The sequence below is a fragment of the Microbacterium aurantiacum genome (genome assembly GCF_002872075.1).
GTDB classification, from domain to species: domain Bacteria; phylum Actinomycetota; class Actinomycetes; order Actinomycetales; family Microbacteriaceae; genus Microbacterium; species Microbacterium aurantiacum_A.
Genome location: NZ_PGGU01000029.1, coordinates 143,335 through 166,279, shown reverse-complemented (window position 1 = coordinate 166,279; position 22,945 = coordinate 143,335). Strand labels below are relative to the sequence as shown.

The following is a 22,945-nucleotide window of genomic DNA, read 5'->3' as shown; positions in this document are numbered from 1 at the left end:
GCCAATATAGACGGAGCGCCTCGACCACGAGGCACGGTCACCGTCGATTCAGGAGTCATCGTGGACACCACCCAGAGCGAGTTACCCGTCGCCCGATCAGCGATCCGCAAGGTGGCGTTCCGCCTCGTGCCGTTCGTGGCGCTGATGTTCTTCATCAACTACCTCGACCGCACCGCGATCGGGTTCGCGGCCCCCAACGGCATGAACGACGACCTGGCGCTCAGCGCCGCGCAGTTCGGCTTCGCCTCTGGCGTCTTCTTCGTGGGCTACATCCTGCTGGAGATCCCCTCGAACCTCGCCCTGCACCGTTTCGGTGCCCGCCGTTGGCTCGCCCGCATCATGATCAGCTGGGGCATCGTCGCCCTCCTGTTCACCTGGGTGCAGAACTTCGAGCAGCTCGTCGCCCTGCGGTTCCTGCTCGGTGTCGCCGAAGCCGGCTTCTTCCCGGGCGCGATCCTCTTCCTCAGCCTGTGGGTGCCCTCGCAGTACCGCGGCCGCATCCTGATGCTCTTCTATCTGGCTCAGCCGCTGACCACCGTCATCGGGGCTCCGCTGGCCGGCGCCCTCATCCAGCAGCACGGCGTCTTCTTCGGCCTTGAGGGCTGGCGCTTCATGTTCATGGGCGTCGCGATCCCGGCGATCGCCGTCGGCATCATCGCCTGGTTCTATCTCAAGGACAAGCCGTCGGATGCGAAGTGGCTCACGCTCGAAGAGCAGACCTGGCTCACCTCGGCTCTCGAGGCCGAGCGTCAGACCACCGCGGGAAACCAGAAGCACGTCTCGGTGCGCTTCGCCTTCACCAGCGGACGGGTGTGGATGCTGTCGTTCATCTACTTCGGCTTCATCTACGGCCTGTACGCGCTGGCGTTCTTCCTCCCCACGATCATCGAGGGGTTCCAGGCGCAGACCGGCACCACCTACGACGTCTTCCAGAAGGGCCTGATCACCGCGATCCCGTATCTGCCGGCCGCTTTCGTCATGTACTTCTGGTCGAGGGATGCCGGAAAGCGCGGGCTCAAGACCTGGCACATCGCGATTCCGGCCCTCGCCGGCGCCGCCTCGATCCCGGTCGCACTGTTCACCGGCTCCCCGGTCGCGACCATCGCTGTGATCACCATCACCGCCTGCGCGATCTTCGCCGCCCTGCCGAACTTCTGGACGCTGCCGACGCAGTTCCTCACCGGCGTGGCCGCCGCGGCCGGCGTCGCGCTCATCAACACGGTCGGCAACCTCGCCGGGTTCAGCGCGCCCTACATCACCGGAGCGGTGCACGACTGGACCGGCGGCTACGAGGTGCCGATGTTCATCGTCGGCGGCTTCATGCTGCTCTCCGCGATGCTGATGATCCTGCTCGCCCGGAGCAACCGGGTGCGTCTCCCCTCTGCCGAGGCCACAGTGGCGGCCCCGGTCGGTGACATCCGATGACCCGGCTCTGGAACGACCCGGCCGACTTCGCTGACGAGATGATCGCGGGCTTCCTCGCCGCGAACGAGCGCTCGGTGCGCGGGGTTCCCGGCGGCGTGGTGCGCAGCACGGTCGTCCCGGAGGGACAGGTCGCCGTCGTGATCGGCGGCGGCTCTGGGCACTACCCCGCGTTCGGCGGACTCGTCGGCCAGGGCCTCGCCCACGGCGCCGTGATGGGCAACCTCTTCGCGTCTCCGTCGACACAGCAGGTGCACACCGTTGCGAAGGCCGCCGACCGCGGTGCGGGCGTGTTCCTGAGTTACGGCAACTACGCCGGCGACGTGCTCAACTTCGACGCCGCGCAGGAGCGACTCCGCGCCGAGGGCATCGCGTGCGAGACGGTCGCGGTGACCGACGACATCTTCAGCGCCTCGCCCGCGGAGAAGCACAAGCGCCGCGGCATCGCCGGCGACCTCACGGTGTTCCGCACCGCCGCGGCCGCCGCGGAGGCCGGCTACGACCTCGCCGGCGTCACTCGCGTCGCGAGCCGGGCGAACGACCGCACACGCTCCATCGGCGTCGCGTTCAGCGGCTGCACGCTCCCCGGCGCCCCCGAGCCGCTGTTCACCGTTCCCGCCGGCCGCATGGCGATCGGCCTCGGCATCCACGGCGAACCCGGCATCGACGAGACGGACATCCCGACCGCCGACGGCCTCGCCGAACTGCTCGTGAGCCGGCTCCTCGAGGAGATCCCGGACGGCATCGAGCCGGCTGGCGCTCACGTCGTGCCGATCCTCAACGGACTCGGGTCGCTGAAGTACGAGGAGATGTTCGTCGTCTACCGCCGCATCGCGCGGCTGCTGACCGACGCAGGGCTGGTCCTCGTGGATCCGCACGTGGGCGAATACTGCACGAGCTTCGACATGGCCGGCACCTCGCTGACACTGTTCTGGCTGGACGACGAGCTCGAGCAGCTCTGGGAGACCCCGGTCGACACCCCGGCGTACCGCCGTGGATCGGTGGCTCCGGCCGCGCGGGCCGAGGTCCATGACTCCGACCCGGTAGCCGCAGCCGCCATCGAGCCCGGCGACGAGGACTCGGCCGCCGCCGCATCCGTCGTGCACGCCGCCGTGCAGCGCATCGTCGACACCGTCGACGAGCACGTCGAGGAGTTCGGCCGCATCGATGCCGTCGCCGGCGACGGCGACCACGGCATCGGGATGCAGCGCGGCTCGCACGCAGCCCTCGCCGCCGCGACCGGGGCCGTCCAGGCCGGCGCAGGCGCCGCCACCACCCTCACCCGTGCGGCCGACGCCTGGGCCGACCGGGCGGGCGGCACCTCGGGCGCACTGTGGGGCGTCATCCTGAACGCCATCGCGGCGCGCCTCGGCGACGCCGGTCGGCCGGATGCCGCTGCCATCGCGGCCGGAGTCGACGCCGGCGCCCGAGGCGTCATGGAGTACGGAAAGGCCGAGATCGGCGACAAGACGCTCGTCGACGCCCTCGTGCCCTTCGGCGCCACGCTGACCGATCAGGTCGACGCGGGTTCCTCGCTCGCCGATGCCTGGCGCACCGCCGCCGCGGACGCCACCCGTGCGGCCGCCGCCACCGCCGATCTGCTCCCGCGCATGGGCCGGGCCCGCGCCCACGGGCAGCACAGCGTCGGCACACCCGACCCCGGCGCGCACTCCCTCGCGCTGATCGTGACCGCCGTCGGCGAGCTTCTCGCCGACCTCGAAAGGAACTCCGATGACTGAACCCCTGCGCCTGGTGATCGGCTGCGACGACGCCGGCTTCGACTACAAGGAGATCCTGAAGAAGGACCTTGAGCAGAACGGCGTCGTCGCGAGCGTCGTCGACGTGGGCGTGGACGCCGACGGCCACACCGCCTATCCCCGCGTCGCGATCGCCGCCGCGGAACTCGTCGCCCGCGGCGAGGCCGACCGCGCGCTGCTGATCTGCGGCACCGGCCTCGGCGTCGCGATCGCGGCGAACAAGGTCGCCGGCATCCGCGCCGTCACCGCGCACGACTCGTTCTCGGTGGAACGAGGGGTGCTCTCCAACAACGCCCAGGTGCTCACGATGGGTCAGCGCGTCATCGGCATCGAGCTCGCCCGCCGCCTCGTGCGCGAGTGGCTCACATACCGGTTCGACGAGACCAGCGCCTCGGCCGAGAAGGTCGCGGTCATCGGCGAGTACGAGACCACCGGATCCTGCTGATGTCGCCGGTGATCGTGGGGGTGAGCCTGAAGATGTACTTCGGGCACGCCCGCGCACGCGCCTGGTTCGACGATGTCGCGGCGATCGCGCGCGCCCATCCCGGCGTGCAGAGCGGCGCGGTGCAGCTCTTCGTCACCCCGTCGTACCTGCAGGTGCTCCCCGCGATCTCCGCCTTCGCCGGCACGCCCGTCCGCATCGGCGGTCAGGATGCCGCCGCCGAGGAGTCCGGTGCGTTCACGGGCGAGGTCGCCGCGTCAGAGCTCGCCGAAGTCGGTGCGTCGATCGCCGAGATCGGTCACGCCGAACGCCGCCGTCTCTACGGCGAGACGGACGACGTGGTCGCCGCGAAGACCCGCTGCGCACTGCGGGCGGGACTCTCCCCTCTGCTCTGCATCGGCGAAACCGCACGCCTGGATCCGGATGCCGCATCCGACGCCTCCGTCGCGCAGTTGCGCTCGGCGCTCGAGGGCGCCGGGGCAGGTCCCGTCATCGTCGCCTACGAGCCGGTCTGGGCCATCGGTGCTCCTGAGCCCGCGCCGCACGATCACATCCGCACCGTCGCGACCGCTCTCCGCGCCGCCCTCGACGCCGATCCCGATCGCGCCGGCTCGGCGACGATCTACGGGGGCGCCGCCGGTCCAGGACTCCTGTCGGCACTCGGCGATGCGGTCGACGGCGTGTTCCTCGGCCGGTTCGCGCACGACCCGACCGCACTGGCCACAGTCCTCGACGAGGCATCCGCCCTCGCCGCCCTGCGACGGACTCGGGGTTCCAGTGGGGGCACCCCATGATCGGCCTCGGCACCTATGCCTACTTCTGGCAGCACTCCGAGCGCGCGGTCACGCCGCTCAGCCTGATCGGCGCGTTCGAGGACACCCGCGCACAGAGCGTCGATCTCTTCCAGATCTGCGACTATGCGCCGCTGACGACCATGAGCGACGCGGAGCTGCGCGACGCCGCCCGCGCCGCCCGCGACCTGGGCCTCACGATCGAGCTCGGCACGAAGGGCATCGTCCCCGAGCACCTCGACCACTTCCTGCGCCTCGCCGATGTCTTCGACGCACGGCTCGTCCGCAGCATGCTGTTCGGCCCCGACAGCCGTCCCGCCCTGGCAGAGGCCGAGACGTGGCTGCTCAGCAGCATGCGCGCCTTCGAATCCGCCGGCGTGACCCTGGCGCTGGAGACCTACGAGCAGGTCGCGACCGATGAACTCGTCGGGTTGATCGAGCGCGTCGGCAGCCCGCACCTCGGCATCTGCCTGGACCCGGCCAACGTCGTCGCGCGGCTGGAGAACCCGCGCACCTGTGTCGAGCAGACCGCCGCCCTCACCCGGAACGTGCACGTGAAGGACTTCGCGTTCGACCGCCAGCCCGGCTGGGTCGGCTTCACGTACTCCGGCACCACCATGGGCTCCGGACTGCACGACTACGCCCACCTGACGGCCACCGTCCGCCCGCGGGAACGCGGCATCAACGAGATCGTCGAGCACTGGCTGCCCTGGCAGGGCGACGCCGACACCACCATCCGTACCGAGCGGGACTGGACCCGCATCACCCTGGAACAGCTGAGGAGCACACCATGACCAGCACGTACAAGATCGCCGTGATCGGCGCCGGCGGCAAGATGGGCATGCGCGTGTCCGACAATCTCGTGAAGACCGACCACACGGTCTGGTACGTCGAGAACTCCCCCGCCGGCCAGCAGCGCACGACGGATGCGGGCCGCGAGCTGACCGACGCTGCGACCGCCGTCGCCGGCGCCGACATCGTCGTGCTCGCCGTGCCCGACCTCGCCCTTGGACCCGTCACCGCCGACCTCGTGCCGCAGCTGCGCTCCGGCGCCATCGTGCTCACGCTCGACCCGGCCGCAGCCTATGCCGGGCTCCTCACCACCCGCGACGACGTGATCCAGGCGGTCGCGCACCCCTGCCATCCGTCGATCTTCCTGCAGCGCGAGACGCCGGAGCAGTGGGCCGACACCTTCGGCGGCATCGCCGCGCCGCAGGACGCGATCGCCGCGATCGAGAGCGACGACGAGGCCAAGAAGGCCATCGTCGAGGCGACCGTCCGCGCCATCTACGCGCCGGTCATCGACGTGCACTGGGTCAGCGTCAAGCAGCTCGCGCAGCTCGAGCCGACGCTCGTCGAGACCGTCGCGTGCATGATCGGCGCCCTGCTGAACGAGGCGCTGCACGAGACCGTGCACACCATGGGCGTACCGGAGGCGGCGGCGCGCAGCATCCTGTACGGTCACACCCAGGTGGCACTCGCCAACGGCCTGCGCGGCGACAACCCCTTTTCCGACGCCTGCCTGATCGCGATGGACTACGGCCGCGAGAGCATCATCAAGGACGACTGGAAGAAGATCTTCCGCGATGACGAGCTCGACAAGAACCTGGCCCGGATGCTGCACTTGGACGCGATCCAGCGCTGAGCCGGATTCACTCCGAGAGGACACGCGATGACGTGGAGCCGCGCCGAGCGCGATCGACGGACCCTGGGCGACTGGAGCCTCGAGCGGCGCGATGACGAGATCGCGGACCTGCGCTGGCGCGGACGGTCGGTGCTGCGGAGCATCCGTGCCGTCGTGCGCGACCGCGACTGGAACACGGTTCCGCTCGTGGTCGATTCGGTGACCGTCCACGAGAGCGGGCTCGAACTCTCGGTGCACTCCGGTGAGCCGGCGCCCTTCTCGGGCATCGTCCGGGTCGCGGTCGACGACGCGGAGCTGGTCGTCACGATGGACCTGCGTGCGGCCCGCGACGTCGACACGAATCGCACGGGGCTCGTCGTGCTGCATCCGCCGCAGGTCGCGGGTCGCTCCCTTGAGGCGCAGCATCCCGATGGCAGCAGGGCACAGACGGCGTTCCCTGAGCGCATCAGCGCGCAGCAGCCGGTGCGCGACATCACCGCCCTCGCCTGGGACGGCGACGGCGTGCGGCTCGACCTGCGTTTCGCGGGCGATGTGTTCGAGATGGAGGACCAGCGAAACTGGACCGACGCGTCGTACAAGACGTACAGCCGTCCGCTGGCACTCCCCTTCCCGTACGCCGTCGGCGCCGGGCAGCGCGTCGTGCAGTCCGTGCGCATCCGCGCGACGGAGACGGAAACCGGCGATGTGCCCTCGGAACAGACGGCGACCATCTCCCTGCACCCCGGCGGGCCGTTCCCCGCGATCGGCGTGGCCGCGTCCTCCGCCCCCGATCCCGCGCCCGCCGTCGACCCGGTGGGATCGGTACTGCTCGTCGAGGCCGACCTCGCCGGCCTCGACTGGCGTGCGGCGCTCGCGCGCGCCGCCTCCGTGGGTCTGCCACTCGACGTGCGCCTGATCCTGGATCCGGTCGCACCCGACAAGGTGTCGGATGCCGTCGCCGCCCTCCGCGGCGAGAACGTCGTGCGGATGAGCGCCTTCCACCGGGACGGCGACGCCCGCCACGTTTCCGACGTCGAATCGATCGGGCTGCTACGGGCGGCGCTCGACGCCAAGGGCGTCCGCGTTCCGGTCGTCGGCGGAAGCCGCTCGCACTTCACGGAACTCAACCGCGAACTGCACCGACTGCCGCACGACCTCGACGGCATCTCCGTCACGGTCACGCCGCTCTTCCACAGCGTCGACACCGAGCAGCTCGTCGAATCCCTCGCGATACAGCGGCTCGTCGCCGAGGAGACCGTGCAGCGCGCGGCAGGAAAGCCGGTGCACATCGGCCCCCTCACGCTGCGCCCCCGTTTTAACGACGTGGCCGCGGTGCCGCAACCGCTCTCACCGCACGCCGACCTCCGCGACGGCTACGGCCCCGAGTTCACCGGCGTGGACGATGCCCGGCAGTCCGCCCCCGAGCTTGCGGCGTGGACGATCGCGAGCGCGGCCGCCTTCGCGGTTCCCGGCGTCGCCTCCCTCGTGTGGTTCGAGGAGTGGGGGCCCCGCGGCATCCGCGACACCGACGGCACCGCGCTCCCCGTCGCCGACGCGCTGCGCCAGCTCGCCGACCTCTCCGCTCGCGACGGCGCCGAAATGCTCACCGGCCCGAGCCCGGATGGGCTCGTCTGGGCGATCGGATGCCGCGTCGGAGACCGCGATGACATCCTGATCGCGAACGTCGCCGACCGCGATCGCTCTGTGGAGGTCGTCACCTCGCGTGGCAGCGAGACCGTGTGCCTCGCTCCTGCGTCGATCACCCGTACCCGGCTCGGCTGACCGCCGAGACCGCTCCTACTCGCGGACGTTGCCGTTCGAGCAGGTCTGCTGAGCCGCGGAGTTCCCCTTGATGGAATCCGGCAGCGCCACCACGGTCTGCGTCGGGTCCGGCGTCGCCGCCGGATCGGTCTCGACGGGAGCGGGATCCGTCACCACGACACCGTCGTTCTCGGTGTTCACGTGCGTGATCTGCAGCTGTGCGTTGGCGTTGATCGCGTCCCACATCGCGGTGGCCGCCTCGTCGTCCGGGATGACCTTGTTGGGGTCGTCGTAGTCGGTGACGTTCGGATACTGCAGGAAGACGATGTCCTGGAACGGCACGTCCTTCACCGCGAGTGCGATCTGCACGATCTTCATCGGGTCGGCGAGCGACTGGCTGGGCTCAAGGTTCTTGACGCCGGTGGTCGCGAGTTTCAGCATCACCGGGATGTTGCCGAGCGTCTCGCCGCTGATCATCTTGCGGGCCAGGCTCGTCATGTACTGCTGCTGGTTGCCGATGCGGCCGAGGTCGCTGCCGTCGCCCACGCCGTGGCGGGTGCGGAGGAACTGCAGCGCCTCGATCCCCTGGATGGTGTGGTTTCCCGCCGCCATGTCGAGGCCGGTGTGATCGTCCTGAATGGGGTTGGCGAGGCAGACCTCGACGCCGCCGATCGCGTTCGTGATCTCGATCACCCCGCCGAAGGTGACGGATGCCGCGAACTGGATCTCCTGGCCGGTGAGTTCGGAGATCGTCTTCACCACGCAGTTGAGGCCGCCGTCGGTGTAGGCGGTGTTCAGCGGCTGCTTGGTCATCCCGGAGCGGAGGTCGCCGTCGGCATCCACGCACTCGGGGATCGGGATCATCAGGTCGCGCGGGAAGCTGACGGCCGTGATGCGCCGGGGCTCCTCGGAGACGTGGATGAGCAGGTTCACATCGTTGAGCGTCCCCCCGGAATCCGGGCCCTCGCAACGCTCGCCGAAGTACTGCTTGTACGCGTCCTCACACGTGTCGACACCGGTGAGGAGCAGATTGAAGCCGCCCTTGTATGCGCCGATGTCCGGCGGGAGGTCCTCCTGGCCGTCGAGCTCGACGGCGTTCGCCGTGACCGTGCTGGCGAGGTCGTAGAACACGTAGGCCGCGACGCCGACGCCGCTGACTAGCACGACGGCCATCGCGATGCCGATGAGCTTGAGCAGCTGAGAGGCCGAGCTGGGTGTGCGCAGCTGACCATGCCGCGCGATGGTGCGACGGCGTCGGGTGTTCTCGCTCAATCGGGGACCTTTCGGCTCTGCTGCGGTGTGCCGGGGGTTACACCGTGCTCAGTACTGCGGAGGGTAAGGGATTCGAACCCTTGAGACATCTCTGCCCACTGGTTTTCAAGACCAGCTCCATCGGCCGCTCGGACAACCCTCCCGACAGACGCTTCTGTCGACCAGGCGTGAGTCTAGCCGAGTTCCATTCTCCCGTGCCGACCTGGGCGGGTCCTGGATGCTGCGTCGTGCACTGTTCGATCGAGCCGGGAGTTCTCAGCCGCTCGAGTCCCGCACGACCAGCTCGGGCTGGAAGCGGATCGCACGCTCATGCCCCTCGGAATCGCCCGAGGTCTCCTTGAGCAGCAGGTCCACCGCGGTCCAGCCCAGCATGCGCGCCGGCTGGCTCACCGACGTGAGAGGCACCACCGTGGCTGCGGCGAAGTCGATGTCGTCGTAGCCGACCAGGGCGATGTCCTCCGGCACGCGGATGCCGCCACCGAGGGCGAACGCCTGGAGAACGCCGACGGCGAGCAGGTCGTTAGCCGCGAACACGGCGTCGGGGCGATCGTGCGGCGCGCGCGCGACGATCTCCTCGCCCGCCGACCGCCCGTTGAGCACGGTGAGTCCGCCGCGCTCGACGACTTCGAGCGTCGCCCCCTCGACCGCTGCGACCGCATCGCGGGCCCCCTGCAGGCGGTCTGCGACCTGATGGATCGACGTCGGTCCGGCGAGGAACGCGATCCGCCTGCGCCCGCTCTCGAGCAGGTGAGCGACCGCGAGGCGCCCGCCCTCGACGTCATCGACCGCGACGGAGGCGAACTCGTGATCGGGGTCCTCGCGGTCGACGAAGATCACCGGCACGCCGGCATCCTTCAGGGCCCGCAACGACTCCAGGTCATCGGAGACGGGGGTGACCAGAAGCCCGTTCACCCGCTGCTCGCGGAACAGCTCGATATGAGCATCCTGCCGCTGCGGGTTCTCATCACTGTTGCCGAGCAGAACCGTGAGCCCCGCTGCGGACGCCCGTTCCTCGGCTCCGCGGGCCACCTCGGCGAAGAACGGGTTGCCGACATCGGGCACGACGAGTCCGATGCTGCGACTGCGGCCGGCGCGCAGCTGCCGCGCCGCATCGTTGCGGACGAATCCGAGTTCGCGGATCACCCGCTGCACCTTGTCCACGGTGGCAGGCGCGACCCGCTCCGGCTGGTTCAGCACGTTCGAGACGGTGCCCACCGAGACGCCCGCAGTGGCCGCGACATCCTTGACGCTCACCGACATGCTCACCTGTGCCCTTCTCGCAACGCTGTCCAGTGTCGCACGGGGTCAGCGCCTCCGTTCCCCGACGGCCACCGTCGCGAAGACGAGGCATCCGACGCCGGGGATGAGCAGCGGGAGCAGCTGCCAGGTGATGACAGCGGTGAGCACGAGCGCGACCACCAGATACGCGGAGCCGACGGCATCCGCCCGGATCCTCGCTGGCATGACCCGCACGGTGGCGCGCCAGCCGCGTTCGGGCGACCATCCGGCGGCGACGACGAGGACGGCGAGCCAGACGACGATCAGCCCGACGATGCCGACCCCGCCGACGAGGGGACCACCGGGCAGTGCCCCGCCGGCGGCCAGCAGGATGTCCCAGACCAGCACCGCGCTCACCGCGAGCGCGACCGCGCCGACGACCAGTCCCGCGGGGATCGCCCGTCGCAGGTCGCCGAGGAAGAGCCCGACGCCGGATGCCTCCGCCTGCAGGTGGCGTCGCAGATGCCGGATGCCTGCGGCGAGCGCGGCCGGGGCCGTGACGAGCGGCAGCGAGCACGCCACCACCAGGATGCCCACCCACATGACCTCGCCGAACAGCGCGAACCGGTTCACGGCCCCTGGCCAGCGCAGGATGCTGCCGTCGATCTCCGGCTTGCGCTTCTGCGCCCTCGGCGTCCGCCTGGCCATCAGCGCGTCACCCCTTCAATCCCTGTGTCGCGACGCCCTCGACGAGGAAGCGCTGGAAGATCATGAAGAACACCAGCACCGGCAGCAGCGCCAGCACCGACACCGCGATCGTCGCGCCGAGGTCGGAGGTGGAGGTCTGGTCGTTGAAGATGCGCAGTGCGAGCGGCACCGGTTGCTTGTCCGGCGAGTTGAGGTACAGGAGCGGTCCGAGGAAGTCGTTCCAGCTCCAGATGAACGCGAAGATCGACGAGGTGATCAGCGCCGGCTTGATGAGAGGCAGCGTGATCGAGAAGAACACCCGCGGGTGGCCCGCTCCGTCGATGCGCGCGGCCTCATCGAGCTCCCGCGGCAGGCCGCGGATGAACTGCACCATGAGGAAGACGAAGAACGCCTCCGTGGCCAGGAACTTCCCGATCAGGAGAGGCACGAACGTGTCGACCAGGCCGAGATTCCGGAACAGCATGTACTGCGGGATGATCAGCACGTGGAAGGGCAGCAGCATCGTGCCGATCATGATCGTGAAGAGGACCGCTCTGCCCTTGAAGTCGACGCGCGCGAAGGCGTACGCCGCCATGGACGAGGAGATCACGATTCCGATGACCGAGCCGACCGCCAGGAACAGGGAGTTCGCGAAGAACTGCCAGAGCGGCACTCCCGCGACACCTCCGAGCACGGTGAGGTAGTTGTCGAACGTCGGATTCTGCGGAAGCAGCCCCTGGTTCGATCCGAACTCGGAGTGCGGCTTGAAGGATGCGGCGAACATCCACACCAGCGGATAGAGCACGATCGCGGCGAGCGCGACGGCGATCACGATCCAGACGATCGTGATGATCCTCGCTCTGGTGCGGGCGCGTCCAGTGCGAACGGGCCGTGCCGCCCGACGCTCGTCGATCGCGAGCAGAGTTCTGGTCTCGCTCATCGGGAGTCACCTCCGTAGTGCACCCAGCTTCTGGAGGTGCGGAACATCAGGAATGCGATGATGCCGACGACGATCAGCAGCACCCAGGCCATGGCCGAGGCGTAGCCGAGTTGACCGTCGCGGAAAGCACGCGTGTACAGGTAGACGGTGTAGTAGTTGGTGGCGCCGGCGGGTCCGCCGGTGCCGGATCCGATGATGTACGCCGAGGCGAAGATCTGGAAGGCGTGGATCATCTCCAGCAGCAGGTTGAAGAAGATCACGGGCGAGAGCATCGGGAGCGTGACGTTGAAGAATTTCCGCCAGGGGCCTGCGCCGTCGACGGATGCCGCTTCGTACAGCTCGGTGGGAACGCCTTTGAGCCCGGCGAGGAAGATCACCATCGGAGCGCCGAACTGCCAGACGGCCAGCAGGATGATCATCGGCAGCACGAGAGTCGGGATGCCGACCCACCCGCCCATCTCGATGCCGAAGAAGCTCAGGGTGCCGTCGACGGGGCCGTCTGTGGCGAACATCGCTCGCCAGACGATCGCGATCGACACGCTCGCGCCGATCAGCGACGGCGCGTAGAAGGCGGAGCGGAAGAACCCGGACCCCTTGCTGCGCGCGTTCAGCAGCATCGCGACGCCGAGCGCCGCGGCGAGCTTGATCGGCGTGCCGACGAGCACGTAGGTGAGCGTGATCTGGACTGAGCCCCAGAATTTCTGGTCGCCCATCATGCGCTCGAAGTTGCCGAGTCCGATCCACTGCGGCGAACTGAAGATGTCGTACGAGGTGAAGGCGAGATACAGCGAGAACAGCATCGGGCCGGCCGTCAGGCCGATGAAGCCCAGCAGCCACGGCGAGAGGAAGATGTAGCCGGCGACGGTGTCCCGACGGGGACCGCGACGTCGGGGCCCCGCCCCTCGGCCGTCGGCCGAGGGGCGGGCACCGGAATCGGCGACGCGTGGAGCATTCGGCGCGATCGCCGATTCGGTGGACATGACGGTGATCCTTTCCGGGTCAGCCCACGAGGATGACTTCGGCCTCGTCGAAGAACTGGGTCACCGCGTCGTCGACGCTGATCGCCCCCAGACCGATCGACTTGCCGAGGTCCCAGAACGTCTGCTCGATCGAGCCGTATCCCTTCACCGGCACCGGAGGCGCGTCGCCGATGCGGTCGGCGACGGACTCGAGGTAGTCGGCGACCTGCTTGTCGGCGCCTTCGAGCTTCGCTCCGTCGAGTTTGCTCGACGAGGCGGGGAACCCGAGAGTGGTGCCGAAGATCTCGCCCGCTTCCGGGGAGTTGACCAGGAAGTCGAGGAAGATCGCTGCCGCTTCCGGGTGCTCGGTGTTCGCCGAGACGGCGACCTGCAGGCCGGCCTGGCGGTACAGGTCCTTGGCGTCTTCGTCGCTGGTCGGCGGTGCCACCATCGAGAGCTTCGCGTTGCCGGTCTCGGCGAGGTAGCCGCCGAGGAAGTTCGACCAGCTCATCTCGCTCGCGGTCAGCTTGGCGCCGAGTCCGGACGTCGGGGTGATCTCCTCGAGCCGGGACTGCGGGATGCCGACGCCGTCGCGGACCGGGGCGCCGGACTCCCAGAAGTCGCGGAGCTGGTCCTCGTCGAAGCCGAGTTCTCCGTCGTCGGTGAAGAGGTTCCCGCCGTCCTGGCGCAGGAGCAGTTCGAGGTTCTGGATGCGCTGCGTGTAGTCCGTGCCGCCGTAGACCGCGCCGCCGGAAGCCTCGCTGACGCTCGCGATCCATTCGTCGTGATCCTCGTAGGAGGTGCCGCCCTCGTACGGTTCCACCCCGACCTGCGTGAGCAGGTCGTCGTTCTGGAAGACCGCCCAGGCGCTGTAGCCGGTGGGCAGTGAGTACTGCTTGCCGTCGAGCTGCCCCGTGCCGAGCAGTGAATCGTCGAAGGTGGAGGTGTCGACGAAGTCCTGGTACTCGCCGAGGTCGAGCAGCATGCCCGGCTCGCCGTACTGACGCAGGTAGGAGTCGGAGAACTGCCAGACGTCCGGGAGTCCGTTGCCGGCTGCCTCGGTCTGACGCTTCTCCCAGTAGCTGGGGAAGTCCGTGAAGCTGCCCTCGATCGTGATGTTGGGATACTCCTCGTTGAAAGCCTCGATGAGCGCCTCGTAGCGGCTGGCCCGGTCGTCGTTGCCCCACCACGTGAACGTCAGCGTGACCTTCTCGTCAGCGTCGTACGCGGGTTTCGCATCGGGGGCGGCGCCTCCGGCGCAGCCGGCGAGGGCGAGTGCCGCGCCTGTCACGAGGGCGGTCGCCGCGGCGATTCGCTTCTTGATGAACATCGTTGTCCTCTCTTGGTAGAACGTCTTCGTCGACCGGTGGGCCGGACGTCTCTGACCGGGATCTGCTGTGGTTCGCGCCGAATGGAAAGCGCTTCCCCGCAATGTACTCCCGATTGACACGTTTCACAAGATCTCGTGCACCTTGAACCTGGATTGTAAGGTAAACGTTGTAAATGGTGCTTGTGGGCCACTGGGGTTGGACTTGCCATCGGTCGTGACCCTGTTAGATTTATCTCGACGTCAAGATAGTTTGGAGTCCAGATGAGGCTGCACCATGTTCAGGTCTCGATGCCCCGAGGAGGGGAAGAGCTCGCTCGTCGCTTCTATGCAGACGCCATCGGGCTCACCGAAGTCGCGAAGCCGCCCTCGCTCGCGGGGCGCGGCGGGTGCTGGTTCCGGTGGTACAGCGGGGAGACGGTGACGGCCGAGATCCACCTCGGCGTCGACGATCCGTTCGTACCTGCGATGAAGGCCCACCCCGCGCTCGTCATGGACGACGTCGCCAAGCTCGACGAGTTGGCCGCCCGCATCGCCGAAGCGGGATTCGAGGTGTCGCACGCAGAGCGCGGCACCTTCGAGGGGTACCTGCGCTTCCACGCACGTGACGGCTTCGGCAATCGCCTCGAGGTGCTGGTGCCACACGGTCAGTGACGACCGACGATCGTTCACCTCATCGGCTCGACGGATGGCGCGAAGGCGAGTCCGAGTACATAGGGAGCGACTTGCTCGTCGCCGCGCCGGTGCGAATAGCGATCGACGATCAGGCTGAGCTCCCGCTGCAGCTGATCCGCTTCTTGGCGAGTCAGGTGCAGGGTCGTGTGCTGGTCCCAAACGGGCGGTGTGCGGGGCGAAAGCACGACGTCCCAGAAGTCGAGCGGACTGTCGATGAGGTTCTCGGGAGCGAAATCGCGGTTGGGGGAAGCGTGCGGAGTGGGTCGGTACAGGTGCGTCCCCCACTGCTGAACCCGGGCGATCTCCAGCCACGCCTTCTCGAGGCTGACCTCGATGGCGCTGCTACTGCTCGCGCGGCCGAGGGCGAAAAGGTCGCGGACGTTGCCGATCGGAGTCAATGCCAGCGGGGCGAACACCCGATCGGCCACAGAGCGGTAGTAGCGGACCGCGCGACCGGCGCGCTTCTCCACTCGCGATTCCCGAATCAGATTCAACTGGATCATCCGCCGGACGCGGTAGCCGACGGAGCCGATGTCGACTCCGAGTTCGCTTGCCACTTGGCCAGCGGACCGTTCCCGGGCGAGGAACGGCAGGAAGTACTGGGACGTCGCGGAGAGGCTCACGAACGTGGCGGCCTCGGCGTCGTCGAGAAGTTGCAGCCCTGGGCTACTGAAGGAAGATACTGACACCTTCAGTAGGTTACGCGCGACTGTTTCGGAATGAACCTCCTTCGCGCTCAACCGCAGTTTGGCGTGCTCTGGTCCTCGAACCTGTGCGCGTCATTGGCCGGCTGGTCAGTGGGCCTCGCGCTGTCGGTCCACGTCTACACGGCGACCGGTTCCCCGGTGGCCACGGGTGCGCTGGTCGTATCCGGCCTGCTGCCCGCGATCGCCCTCGGAAGTCTCGGGGGAGTCATCGCGGACAGGGTCGACCGCACCCGGTTGCTGCATTTCGTCAGCTGGGCGCGGGTCGGGCTCCTCGCGCTGGTCGCCGTCTCGCCCGACAACGTCATCATCCTGTTCGTGCTCTCGCTGCTGCAGTCGACAGCGATGCAGTTCTACGCTCCCGCCGAGCAAGCCACGGTGGCAACGATCGTGCCGGCCGCCGATCTGCCCACCGCGATGTCGGCCAACTCAGCGGCGAACAACGTCGCTCGCATCGCCGGCCCCGTCCTGGGCGGCACTCTGATGGGGCTCGTCGGCTTCACACCGACCATCGCTGTCGCAACAGGGCTGCTGCTGGCATCCGCCCTGATGCTTCTCCCTCTCCGCAGCACGGCGAACGCCGACCTCCACGCTGATGGGCTGTTCGGTTCGTGGCGTCTGGGGCTGCGATATCTCCGGCGGAACAGGCCGACACGCGCCATCACCGTGTTGCAGCTTGCGGACCCAGTGAAGGAAGGAGCGCTGACCCCGCTCTTTCCCGTTCTCATGCTGGGGGTGATCGGGACATCCGCAAGCTGGATGGGTGCGGTCAACGGCGCCTTCGCGATCACCGCTGTCCTGGCCACGCCGCTCATACCCGCCATCGTCACACGACTCGGATATCGGATACCCATCGCGGCAGGTGCGTCGCTGTCAGGAGTGCTCTTGCTGGTGCTGGCGCTCCACCCGACTCCGTGGACCGCCCTGGCGGTCTTCCTCCTCAGCGGATTTCCTTTCACGGTCTCCTGGGTCAGCGCCAACACGCTCTTACTGCTGACAGTGACGCCGTCGTTCCGGGGCACCGCCGTCAGCACGGTCAGCGGCGTCTATGCCGCCGCCTCCCTTTTCGCGACAGCAGGGGCCAGCCTCACGGCCGAGTTCATCGGCACGATTCCGGTTCTGATCGCGGCCGCCGCAGTGCAGACCATCGCCGGCCCCCTCTTCCTCGTCTTGTCACCGACGGAGCAGCACCTGTTCGAAGGAGATGTCGAGTGACCGCCGAGACCGACCCCATGCATGTCGCGCACGATCGACCGCTGCCAGCGCACCGGGGAAAACGCTTCCCGTTACACTGTCGCCCATGACGACGGCCACGGCATCCCGGTTCCACATCGGCGAAACCGCCTTCCTCCTCGACGGACAACCGCACCAGATCATCTCCGGCGCGATGCACTACCCTCGCGTGCACCCGGGCCTCTGGCGCGACCGCATCCGCACGGCGGGGCTGATGGGGCTGAACGCCATCGAGACCTACGTGGCCTGGAACGCCCATGAGCCGGTGAAGGGCGCGTGGCGCGAGGACGGCGATGTCGACCTCGGGCGGTTCCTCGATATCGTGGCCGAAGAGGGCATGCACGCGATCGTGCGACCCGGCCCGTACATCTGCGCCGAGTGGCACAACGGCGGCCTGCCCACCTGGCTCACCGCAGACAAGACCATGAAGCTGCGCACCAGCGACCCCGCCTACCTCACCGAGGTCTCCGCGTACCTGGAGAAGGTCAACGCGATCATCGCGCCGCGCCAGATCGACCGCGACGGCAGCGTGATCCTCGTGCAGATCGAGAACGAGTACGGAGCCTACGGAGCCGACAAGGACTATCTCGAGGCTCTGGTGCGGCAGACCCGAGCCTCGGGCATCACGGTGCCGCTCACTCAGGTCGACCAGCCGATCCCGCACATGCTCGACAACGGCGCACACCCTGAACTGCACAAGACCGGGTCCTTCGGGGGACGCATCGATGAGCGGCTGGCGGTGCTGCGCGAGCATCAGCCGACCGGCCCGCTCATGTGCATGGAGTTCTGGTGCGGCTGGTTCGACCACTGGGGCGAGAAGCATCACACCACCACGTTCGCCGACAGTGCCGCGGACCTCGACCGCCTGCTCGCGGCGGGAGCATCCGTGAACATCTACATGGTGCACGGCGGCACGAACTTCGGGCTCACCGCGGGAGCGAACGATTCCGGGCGCTACCTGCCGATGGTGACGAGCTACGACTACGACGCCCCCCTCACGGAGTCCGGCGACGTCACGGCGAAGTTCCATGCGTTCCGGGAGGTCATCGCGAGGCATGCGCCCGTGCCCGACGAGCAGGCCCCGGCCGTCGTGGAGGCACCGGCGTTCTCGGTGGCATTCGACGCGATCGCCGATCCGCTCTCGCTGGTCGCCCACGATCGCGGCGCATTCGACTCGCCGCCGACGATGGACGAACTCGGCTCCGATGTGGTGCTGGCGGAGTACACCGCGGATGCCGCGAGCGGCGGCCTGCTCGAGGCCGAGGTGCGCGACTACGCCTGGGTCGACCTGGATGGGGTGCCGGTGGGAAGGATGCAGCGCACGCTCGGCGACCTGTCACTGAGCCTCCCTGCCGCAGGGTCGCTGCGCCTCCTCGTCGAAGAGACCGGCCGCGTCAACTACGACGCGAAGCTCGGCGAGGCGAAGGGGCTGATCGGCACGCCTCTTCTCGACGGCAGCCCGATCTCCGGGCTGTGGCGGGTGCGCACGTTCGACGTCGCCGCCCTCGGGCAGGCCGTGTCGGATGCCTCGTCGGACGAGTCGCTGATCGTCGGCGGCCGCGCCCGCGGCGCGGTCGGCCTGCGCGGCACCTTCGACCTGCACGAGACCGCGGACCTGTTCCTCGACACCGCCGGCTGGGGCAAGGGCTACGCGTGGGTCAACGGGTTCTTGCTCGGACGGTACTGGCGGCGCGGTCCGCAGCGCACCCTGTACGTTCCGGGCCCGGTGACACGAACCGGCGCGAACGAGATCGTGATCGTCGAACTCGAAGCGGTGACCGACGCGACCGCGCGTTTCCTGCCTCGCCCTGATCTCGGTCACGAAGTGGAGTGAGAGCGGCGTAGAGGGGTCGCGCCGCCGCCGCGAGCAACGACAGCACGCTTCGGGAAGCGCTTTCCGTATACTGGAGGAGGATGCGGCGCCGCATCCGCTCCCCGACCGAAGGAATCTCGCGATGGTCACAGACGTGCTGCTCGTCGGAGCGCGAGGCTTCGGCGCCGTCCACCTGCGCAATCTGGAACGACTCGGCGACCGCGTGCGCGTGGTCGCACTCGCGGATCCGAGTGGAGCACCCGAGGACGGCTTCGGCGCGGATGCACCCGCGTTCCCCGGACTCGCCGAGGCCTTCGCCGCCGGAATCCGTCCCGATGTGGTCATCGTCGCGACGCCCACCGGCACGCATTTCGCCCTGGCCGCGCTCGCCCTCGAGCACGGCTGCGACCTGTACCTCGAGAAGCCGCCGGTCGCGACCATGGAGCAGTTCGAAGATCTGCTCGCCCTTCAGGAGCACTCCGGCCGCGCAGTGCAGATCGGCTTCCAGAGCTTCGGCTCGCACGCGTTCGCCCGCCTCGCAGAACTCGGCGAACCGACATCGGTCGCTGCCTGGGGCGCCTGGACGAGGGATGCCGCGTACTGGACGCGCTCCGCATGGGCGGGCAGGCGCAGCCTCGACGGCCTCCCCGTCGTGGACGGCGTGGTGACGAACCCGCTCTCGCACGCCGTAGCGACGGCGCTGCGTCTCGCCGGCGCCCGGCGCCGCGAAGACGTCGCGCTCATCGAGCTCGAGCTCTACCGTGCGAACGACATCGAGGCGGATGACACCTCGAGCGTCCGGGTCACACTCAGCGACGGCCGCATCGTCTCGGCGGCCCTCACCCTCGCCGCGCCGGAACAGTCCGACCCCCTGATCGAGGTGCGCACACCCGGCGCCGACGTGGTCTTCTCCTACACGACGGACCGACTCGAGTATCCCGACGGTCAGGTGGAGGACACCGGGCGCACCGACCTCTTCGAAGAGCTGCTCGATCACCGCGACCGCGGCATCGCTCTGACTTCTCCTCTCGTCGAGGCCGGGGCGTTCATGACGGTGATGGAGGCCGTGCGCACGGCGCCGGACCCGATCCTGGTGCCGGACGCCGAGCGCACGGTGCTCACGGATCGTCCCGCCGCCCTCACCACCATCGACGGCGTGGCGTTCTGGGCCGAACGCACCGCGCGGGCCGGGGCGCTGTTCAGCGAACTGCACGCGCCGTTCGCCTCCGCGCCGCAGTCAGGCCGCACACGCGAGCTTCGCGCAGGATCATCCGTCGTCGCAGTGCACGACGACGGCTCCGCGGTCGCGCGCACCTCGGGTCCGCGGCCTTTCCTGCACCCCGTGCGCACGCCGGGCGGCACCGTCGTGACCGACGCGCACCCTGCCGATCACGACTGGCACCTGGGCGCCTCGGTGGCGCTCCAGCACGTCAACGGCGTGAACTTCTGGGGCGGCCCCACCTACGTCCGCGATCAGGGGTATCGCTGGCTCGACAATGCCGGTCGCATCCGGGTGACCTCGTTCGCACCGCGCGACGACGGATTCGATGTGCACGCCGAATGGGTCGCTCCCGACGGCGGCGTCCTGCTTGAGGAGACGACCGCCTGGCATCTGCGCCCGTCATCCGACCCGCGCGCCTGGCTGTTCCGGACGACCACGACGCTGCGGGCAGCGGGCGGGCCCGTCGAGCTCGGGAGCCCGGGCAGCAACGGGCGATCGGGCGGCGGCTACGGCGGCTTCACCTGGCGGTTCCCCACGGCATCCGATGTCGACGTGCGCACCCCGGATGCTCACGGCGAGGAATCCGTGCACGGCTCCGTATCCGCGTGGCTGGCGTTCAGCGCCCGCTTCACCGACGGCGAGGCGACCGTCGCCGTCGCCGGAGATGACCTGCGCACTCGGAGCGACCCGTGGTTCGTGCGCGTGGCGGACTATCCGGGAATCGGATCGGCTCTCGCCTGGTCGGCACCGGTGCGGCTCGATGAGGGCGAGCACGTCAGGCTGTCGTTCCGCGGCGCCGTGGCCGATGGCCGGCTCACCGACGCCGAGGTCGTCGTGCTGCTCGGGGAGTGAATCTCAGCCGTACGGCAGCGTCACCGGCCTCCGAAGCCCGCGGTGCTCGACCGACGGCCAGCGCGGGTCCTCGGTGAGCACCTCCCATCCGTCCGCAGTGCGCAGCATGGTGTCCTCGACCTTGACACCGGGGGCTGTCGGGTTCCACGCGAAGGCCTGATCCGTCACGATGAGGTCGTCCACCCCCGCCATGGCCCGAGGGTCACGCCCGGCGTACCCGGCCGGTCCGCCCTGGTGGTGCCGCCGCCACTCCTCGGCGTCGAACCCGTTGCGCCCGTACCCGGCGACGCCGGCCTCGAACACGTCGTCGAGGCGGGAGCCAGGCACCGTGGCGTCCAGGAACACGCGCTCCACGTCGAGGATCGGCGCCTCTTCGACCGGAGCGCCGACCCATCGCGTGGCATTCGCGATCAGGCCGCTGCGCCGACCGCACACCACGACCATCGCCCGCTGACCCAGCGGCGCCGCAGTCGGAAGCGGATGCCGGAACGCGAGTCGCCCCGCGCCCGCCACCAGTACGACGAGCGGATCGATCCCGCGCGCGGCCAATCCGCCCACGACCGTCGCTGCGAGCTGCTGCTCCGTCCGTTCCGGCCGAGCCCCGCGCAGCACGTCCGTGAGCACCTCGGCGCAGTCGCGACCCAGCCTCCGGTACCGGTCCCGCTCACCCGGGAGCAGCGGCGCACGGGCGGCGCGAAGCTCGCGGGCGACAGAGGCCTCCGGCACGGCATCCTGCTCGGCGGCCGCCACCGCCGGCGACACCTGCCACGGCACCCGGATGACGCGATCCGCGTCATCGGGCAGGAACTCCTCGGCGATCAGGCGGTCGGCCTCGTTGTCCGCGACGTAGATCACGTCGCCGTCCGGTCGCACTCGGACGGCGAGTGCGGCCGGTCCCGCGAGCGACACATGCGTGCGCACCCCCTCGAGGTACCACGCGAGAGCCTCGTGGGACGTGAGCACGAGATCCCGGCCCCGGTTCGAGCGAAGCCGTTCCAATCGCGCCCGTTTCACTCTTCGATCCTGCTCCGAGCCCGGCATCCATCCTCCATAAAACGTTTTCTCGGCCAGTATGGCACCTCTTCCCCTCAACCGGGCGATCGCGCCAGGCCACCGGCTCCGCAGCCCTCGCCGTAGGATTGCAGCACCGCAGCCCCTGCGGGATGACCGCTCGGAAGGTACAGCGATGACACGCGCTTCTCCACGACCGGGCATCACCGACGTCGCCCGCCTCGCCGGCGTCTCGCTGTCGACCGTCTCCCGTGCGATGAACGGCAATCCCACCGTCGATCCCTCGCTCGTCGAGCGCGTGCGCGCCGCGGCCTCGGAGCTCGGCTACACCGCGAACCCCGTCGCACGCAGCCTGGTCCTGGGCCGCACCCAGACGGTCGCCGTCGTGATCCCCGATCTCGCGAATCCGACATTCCAGGCGATACTGCGCGGACTCAGCCGCGCGGCGGCGGCCGACGGCTTCCATATCCTCGTCGCGGACTCGGCTGAGGACCACGCCGAGGAGCTCGCACTCGCGCGGACCACCCGGCTGCGCACCGACGGCGTGATCCTGTGCGCACCCCGCATGTCCGAGGAGCAACTGCGGGCTCTGCTCCCCGAGCTCAGCCCCGCGGTGGTGATCAACCGTGATCCGCAGCCCGAGACCCCGGTCGTCGCGGCGGACTATCGCGCAGGGCTCCGGATGCTGATCGACCACGTGGTCGGACTCGGCCACCGACGGCTGGCCTATCTCGCCGGCGCTCCCCGCAGCGTCTCGAACCGCGCCCGTCGAGATGCGATCGCCGAGGCTGTCGCGGCGACGGACGGCCTCGTCGTCGAAGAGTTGGCGGCCGGAGTGGACTTCGACAGTGGCACGGCCGCCGCCGATCCGGTGCTGGCATCCGGCGCCACCGCCGTCCTCGCGTTCAACGATCTGGTCGCGATGGGCCTCCTCTCGGCGCTCACCGCGCGCGGCGCCGACGTGCCCGGCCGCATCTCGATCGCCGGATTCGACGACATCCCGTTCGCGGCGTACACCACGCCGCCGCTGACGACGGCGGCCGTTCCGGCCGCCGAGATCGGGGCGAGCGCGTGGCGCGCCATGCACGACCAGCTCTCCGGCGAGGCACCCACCGAGATGCGGACGTTCGTGCCCTCCCTGATCGCACGCGGCAGCACCGGAGACGCGCCGGAATGAGGTGATCCTTGCGCGTGATCGTTCGATCGCGCGCGTCCGGCTGTCGTGCTATGTTGTC

General features: G+C 69.0%; 20 protein-coding genes and 1 tRNA gene. 12 read left to right on the top strand and 9 right to left on the bottom strand.

Annotated elements, in window-relative coordinates; all coding sequences use genetic code 11:
- The first annotated feature begins 60 nt into the window (after positions 1–60).
- From CUR96_RS17790 to CUR96_RS17760, 7 genes are read left to right on the top strand one after another with little or no spacing between them, the layout of a single operon-like run.
- Positions 61–1,425, top strand: coding sequence for an MFS transporter (locus CUR96_RS17790; RefSeq protein ID WP_219722016.1), 1,365 nt, complete (start codon positions 61–63; stop codon positions 1,423–1,425).
- Complete coding sequence (locus CUR96_RS17785; protein ID WP_102194663.1) at positions 1,422–3,161, top strand: dihydroxyacetone kinase family protein; 1,740 nt, start codon at positions 1,422–1,424, stop codon at positions 3,159–3,161. Before CUR96_RS17790 ends, CUR96_RS17785 begins: the two co-directional genes overlap by 4 nt.
- Positions 3,154–3,624 carry a ribose-5-phosphate isomerase gene (locus tag CUR96_RS17780; protein ID WP_102194662.1) on the top strand — a complete coding sequence of 157 codons (471 nt, stop codon included), beginning with the start codon at positions 3,154–3,156 and terminating at the stop codon, positions 3,622–3,624. Before CUR96_RS17785 ends, CUR96_RS17780 begins: the two co-directional genes overlap by 8 nt.
- The gene (locus CUR96_RS17775; protein ID WP_102194661.1) at positions 3,624–4,415 is read left to right on the top strand and encodes a triose-phosphate isomerase family protein; all 792 of its coding nucleotides are present in this window, start codon (positions 3,624–3,626) and stop codon (positions 4,413–4,415) included. The genes CUR96_RS17780 and CUR96_RS17775 overlap by 1 nt, the downstream gene beginning before the upstream one ends.
- Positions 4,412–5,206, top strand: coding sequence for a sugar phosphate isomerase/epimerase family protein (locus tag CUR96_RS17770; protein ID WP_102194660.1), 795 nt, complete (start codon positions 4,412–4,414; stop codon positions 5,204–5,206). The genes CUR96_RS17775 and CUR96_RS17770 overlap by 4 nt, the downstream gene beginning before the upstream one ends.
- Entirely contained in the window at positions 5,203–6,057 is an 855-nt protein-coding gene (locus tag CUR96_RS17765; RefSeq protein WP_102194659.1) for a phosphogluconate dehydrogenase C-terminal domain-containing protein, read from the top strand. Before CUR96_RS17770 ends, CUR96_RS17765 begins: the two co-directional genes overlap by 4 nt.
- A gap of 27 nt (positions 6,058–6,084) precedes the next feature.
- Positions 6,085–7,818, top strand: coding sequence for a hypothetical protein (locus tag CUR96_RS17760; protein ID WP_180969095.1), 1,734 nt, complete (start codon positions 6,085–6,087; stop codon positions 7,816–7,818).
- 15 nt (positions 7,819–7,833) lie between these two features.
- On the opposite strand, the gene CUR96_RS17755 is transcribed toward CUR96_RS17760, so the two are convergent.
- The 7 genes from CUR96_RS17755 to CUR96_RS17725 form a co-directional block, all read right to left on the bottom strand.
- Positions 7,834–9,069 carry an LCP family protein gene (locus tag CUR96_RS17755; protein WP_102194658.1) on the bottom strand — a complete coding sequence of 412 codons (1,236 nt, stop codon included), beginning with the start codon at positions 9,067–9,069 and terminating at the stop codon, positions 7,834–7,836.
- 57 nt (positions 9,070–9,126) lie between these two features.
- Positions 9,127–9,211 (bottom strand) — tRNA-Ser (locus tag CUR96_RS17750).
- Between the two features lie 113 nt (positions 9,212–9,324).
- Positions 9,325–10,329, bottom strand: a complete 1,005-nt coding sequence (locus CUR96_RS17745) for a LacI family DNA-binding transcriptional regulator (protein WP_102194657.1) — start codon at positions 10,327–10,329, stop codon at positions 9,325–9,327.
- A gap of 45 nt (positions 10,330–10,374) precedes the next feature.
- A complete protein-coding gene (locus CUR96_RS17740; protein ID WP_102194656.1) occupies positions 10,375–10,995 on the bottom strand; it encodes a hypothetical protein in 621 nt (206 codons plus the stop codon).
- Positions 10,996–11,002: 7 nt separating this feature from the next.
- Positions 11,003–11,914, bottom strand: coding sequence for a carbohydrate ABC transporter permease (locus tag CUR96_RS17735; RefSeq protein ID WP_102194655.1), 912 nt, complete (start codon positions 11,912–11,914; stop codon positions 11,003–11,005).
- Positions 11,911–12,894, bottom strand: coding sequence for a carbohydrate ABC transporter permease (locus CUR96_RS17730; RefSeq protein WP_102194654.1), 984 nt, complete (start codon positions 12,892–12,894; stop codon positions 11,911–11,913). Before CUR96_RS17730 ends, CUR96_RS17735 begins: the two co-directional genes overlap by 4 nt.
- Positions 12,895–12,913: 19 nt before the next feature.
- On the bottom strand, positions 12,914–14,203 hold the full coding sequence (locus CUR96_RS17725; RefSeq protein WP_102194653.1) for an ABC transporter substrate-binding protein: 1,290 nt from the start codon (positions 14,201–14,203) through the stop codon (positions 12,914–12,916).
- Positions 14,204–14,464: 261 nt separating this feature from the next.
- On the opposite strand from CUR96_RS17725, the gene CUR96_RS17720 reads away from it, so the two are divergent.
- Positions 14,465–14,854 (top strand): VOC family protein, encoded by a 390-nt coding sequence (locus tag CUR96_RS17720; protein ID WP_102194652.1) that lies wholly within the window; start codon positions 14,465–14,467, stop codon positions 14,852–14,854.
- A gap of 14 nt (positions 14,855–14,868) precedes the next feature.
- Here the strand turns inward: CUR96_RS17720 and CUR96_RS17715 are convergent, their stop codons facing one another.
- Positions 14,869–15,564: a hypothetical protein gene (locus tag CUR96_RS17715; RefSeq protein ID WP_146008178.1), complete on the bottom strand. Its 696-nt coding sequence runs from the start codon at positions 15,562–15,564 to the stop codon at positions 14,869–14,871.
- Positions 15,565–15,594: 30 nt separating this feature from the next.
- On the opposite strand from CUR96_RS17715, the gene CUR96_RS17710 reads away from it, so the two are divergent.
- The 3 genes from CUR96_RS17710 to CUR96_RS17700 all read left to right on the top strand — a co-directional run bounded on the left by CUR96_RS17710 (position 15,595) and on the right by CUR96_RS17700 (position 20,699).
- A complete protein-coding gene (locus tag CUR96_RS17710) occupies positions 15,595–16,794 on the top strand; it encodes an MFS transporter (RefSeq protein WP_102194650.1) in 1,200 nt (399 codons plus the stop codon).
- Positions 16,795–16,879: 85 nt separating this feature from the next.
- On the top strand, positions 16,880–18,646 hold the full coding sequence (locus CUR96_RS17705) for a glycoside hydrolase family 35 protein (protein ID WP_102194649.1): 1,767 nt from the start codon (positions 16,880–16,882) through the stop codon (positions 18,644–18,646).
- Between the two features lie 121 nt (positions 18,647–18,767).
- Positions 18,768–20,699: a DUF6807 family protein gene (locus tag CUR96_RS17700; RefSeq protein ID WP_102194648.1), complete on the top strand. Its 1,932-nt coding sequence runs from the start codon at positions 18,768–18,770 to the stop codon at positions 20,697–20,699.
- 3 nt (positions 20,700–20,702) lie between these two features.
- Here the strand turns inward: CUR96_RS17700 and CUR96_RS17695 are convergent, their stop codons facing one another.
- Positions 20,703–21,662, bottom strand: coding sequence for a M24 family metallopeptidase (locus tag CUR96_RS17695; RefSeq protein ID WP_102194788.1), 960 nt, complete (start codon positions 21,660–21,662; stop codon positions 20,703–20,705).
- A 223-nt stretch (positions 21,663–21,885) separates the two neighbouring features.
- Here CUR96_RS17695 and CUR96_RS17690 point away from each other — a divergent pair, with 223 nt between their 5' ends.
- Positions 21,886–22,887: a LacI family DNA-binding transcriptional regulator gene (locus CUR96_RS17690; protein WP_102194647.1), complete on the top strand. Its 1,002-nt coding sequence runs from the start codon at positions 21,886–21,888 to the stop codon at positions 22,885–22,887.
- The last annotated feature ends 58 nt before the right edge of the window (positions 22,888–22,945 follow it).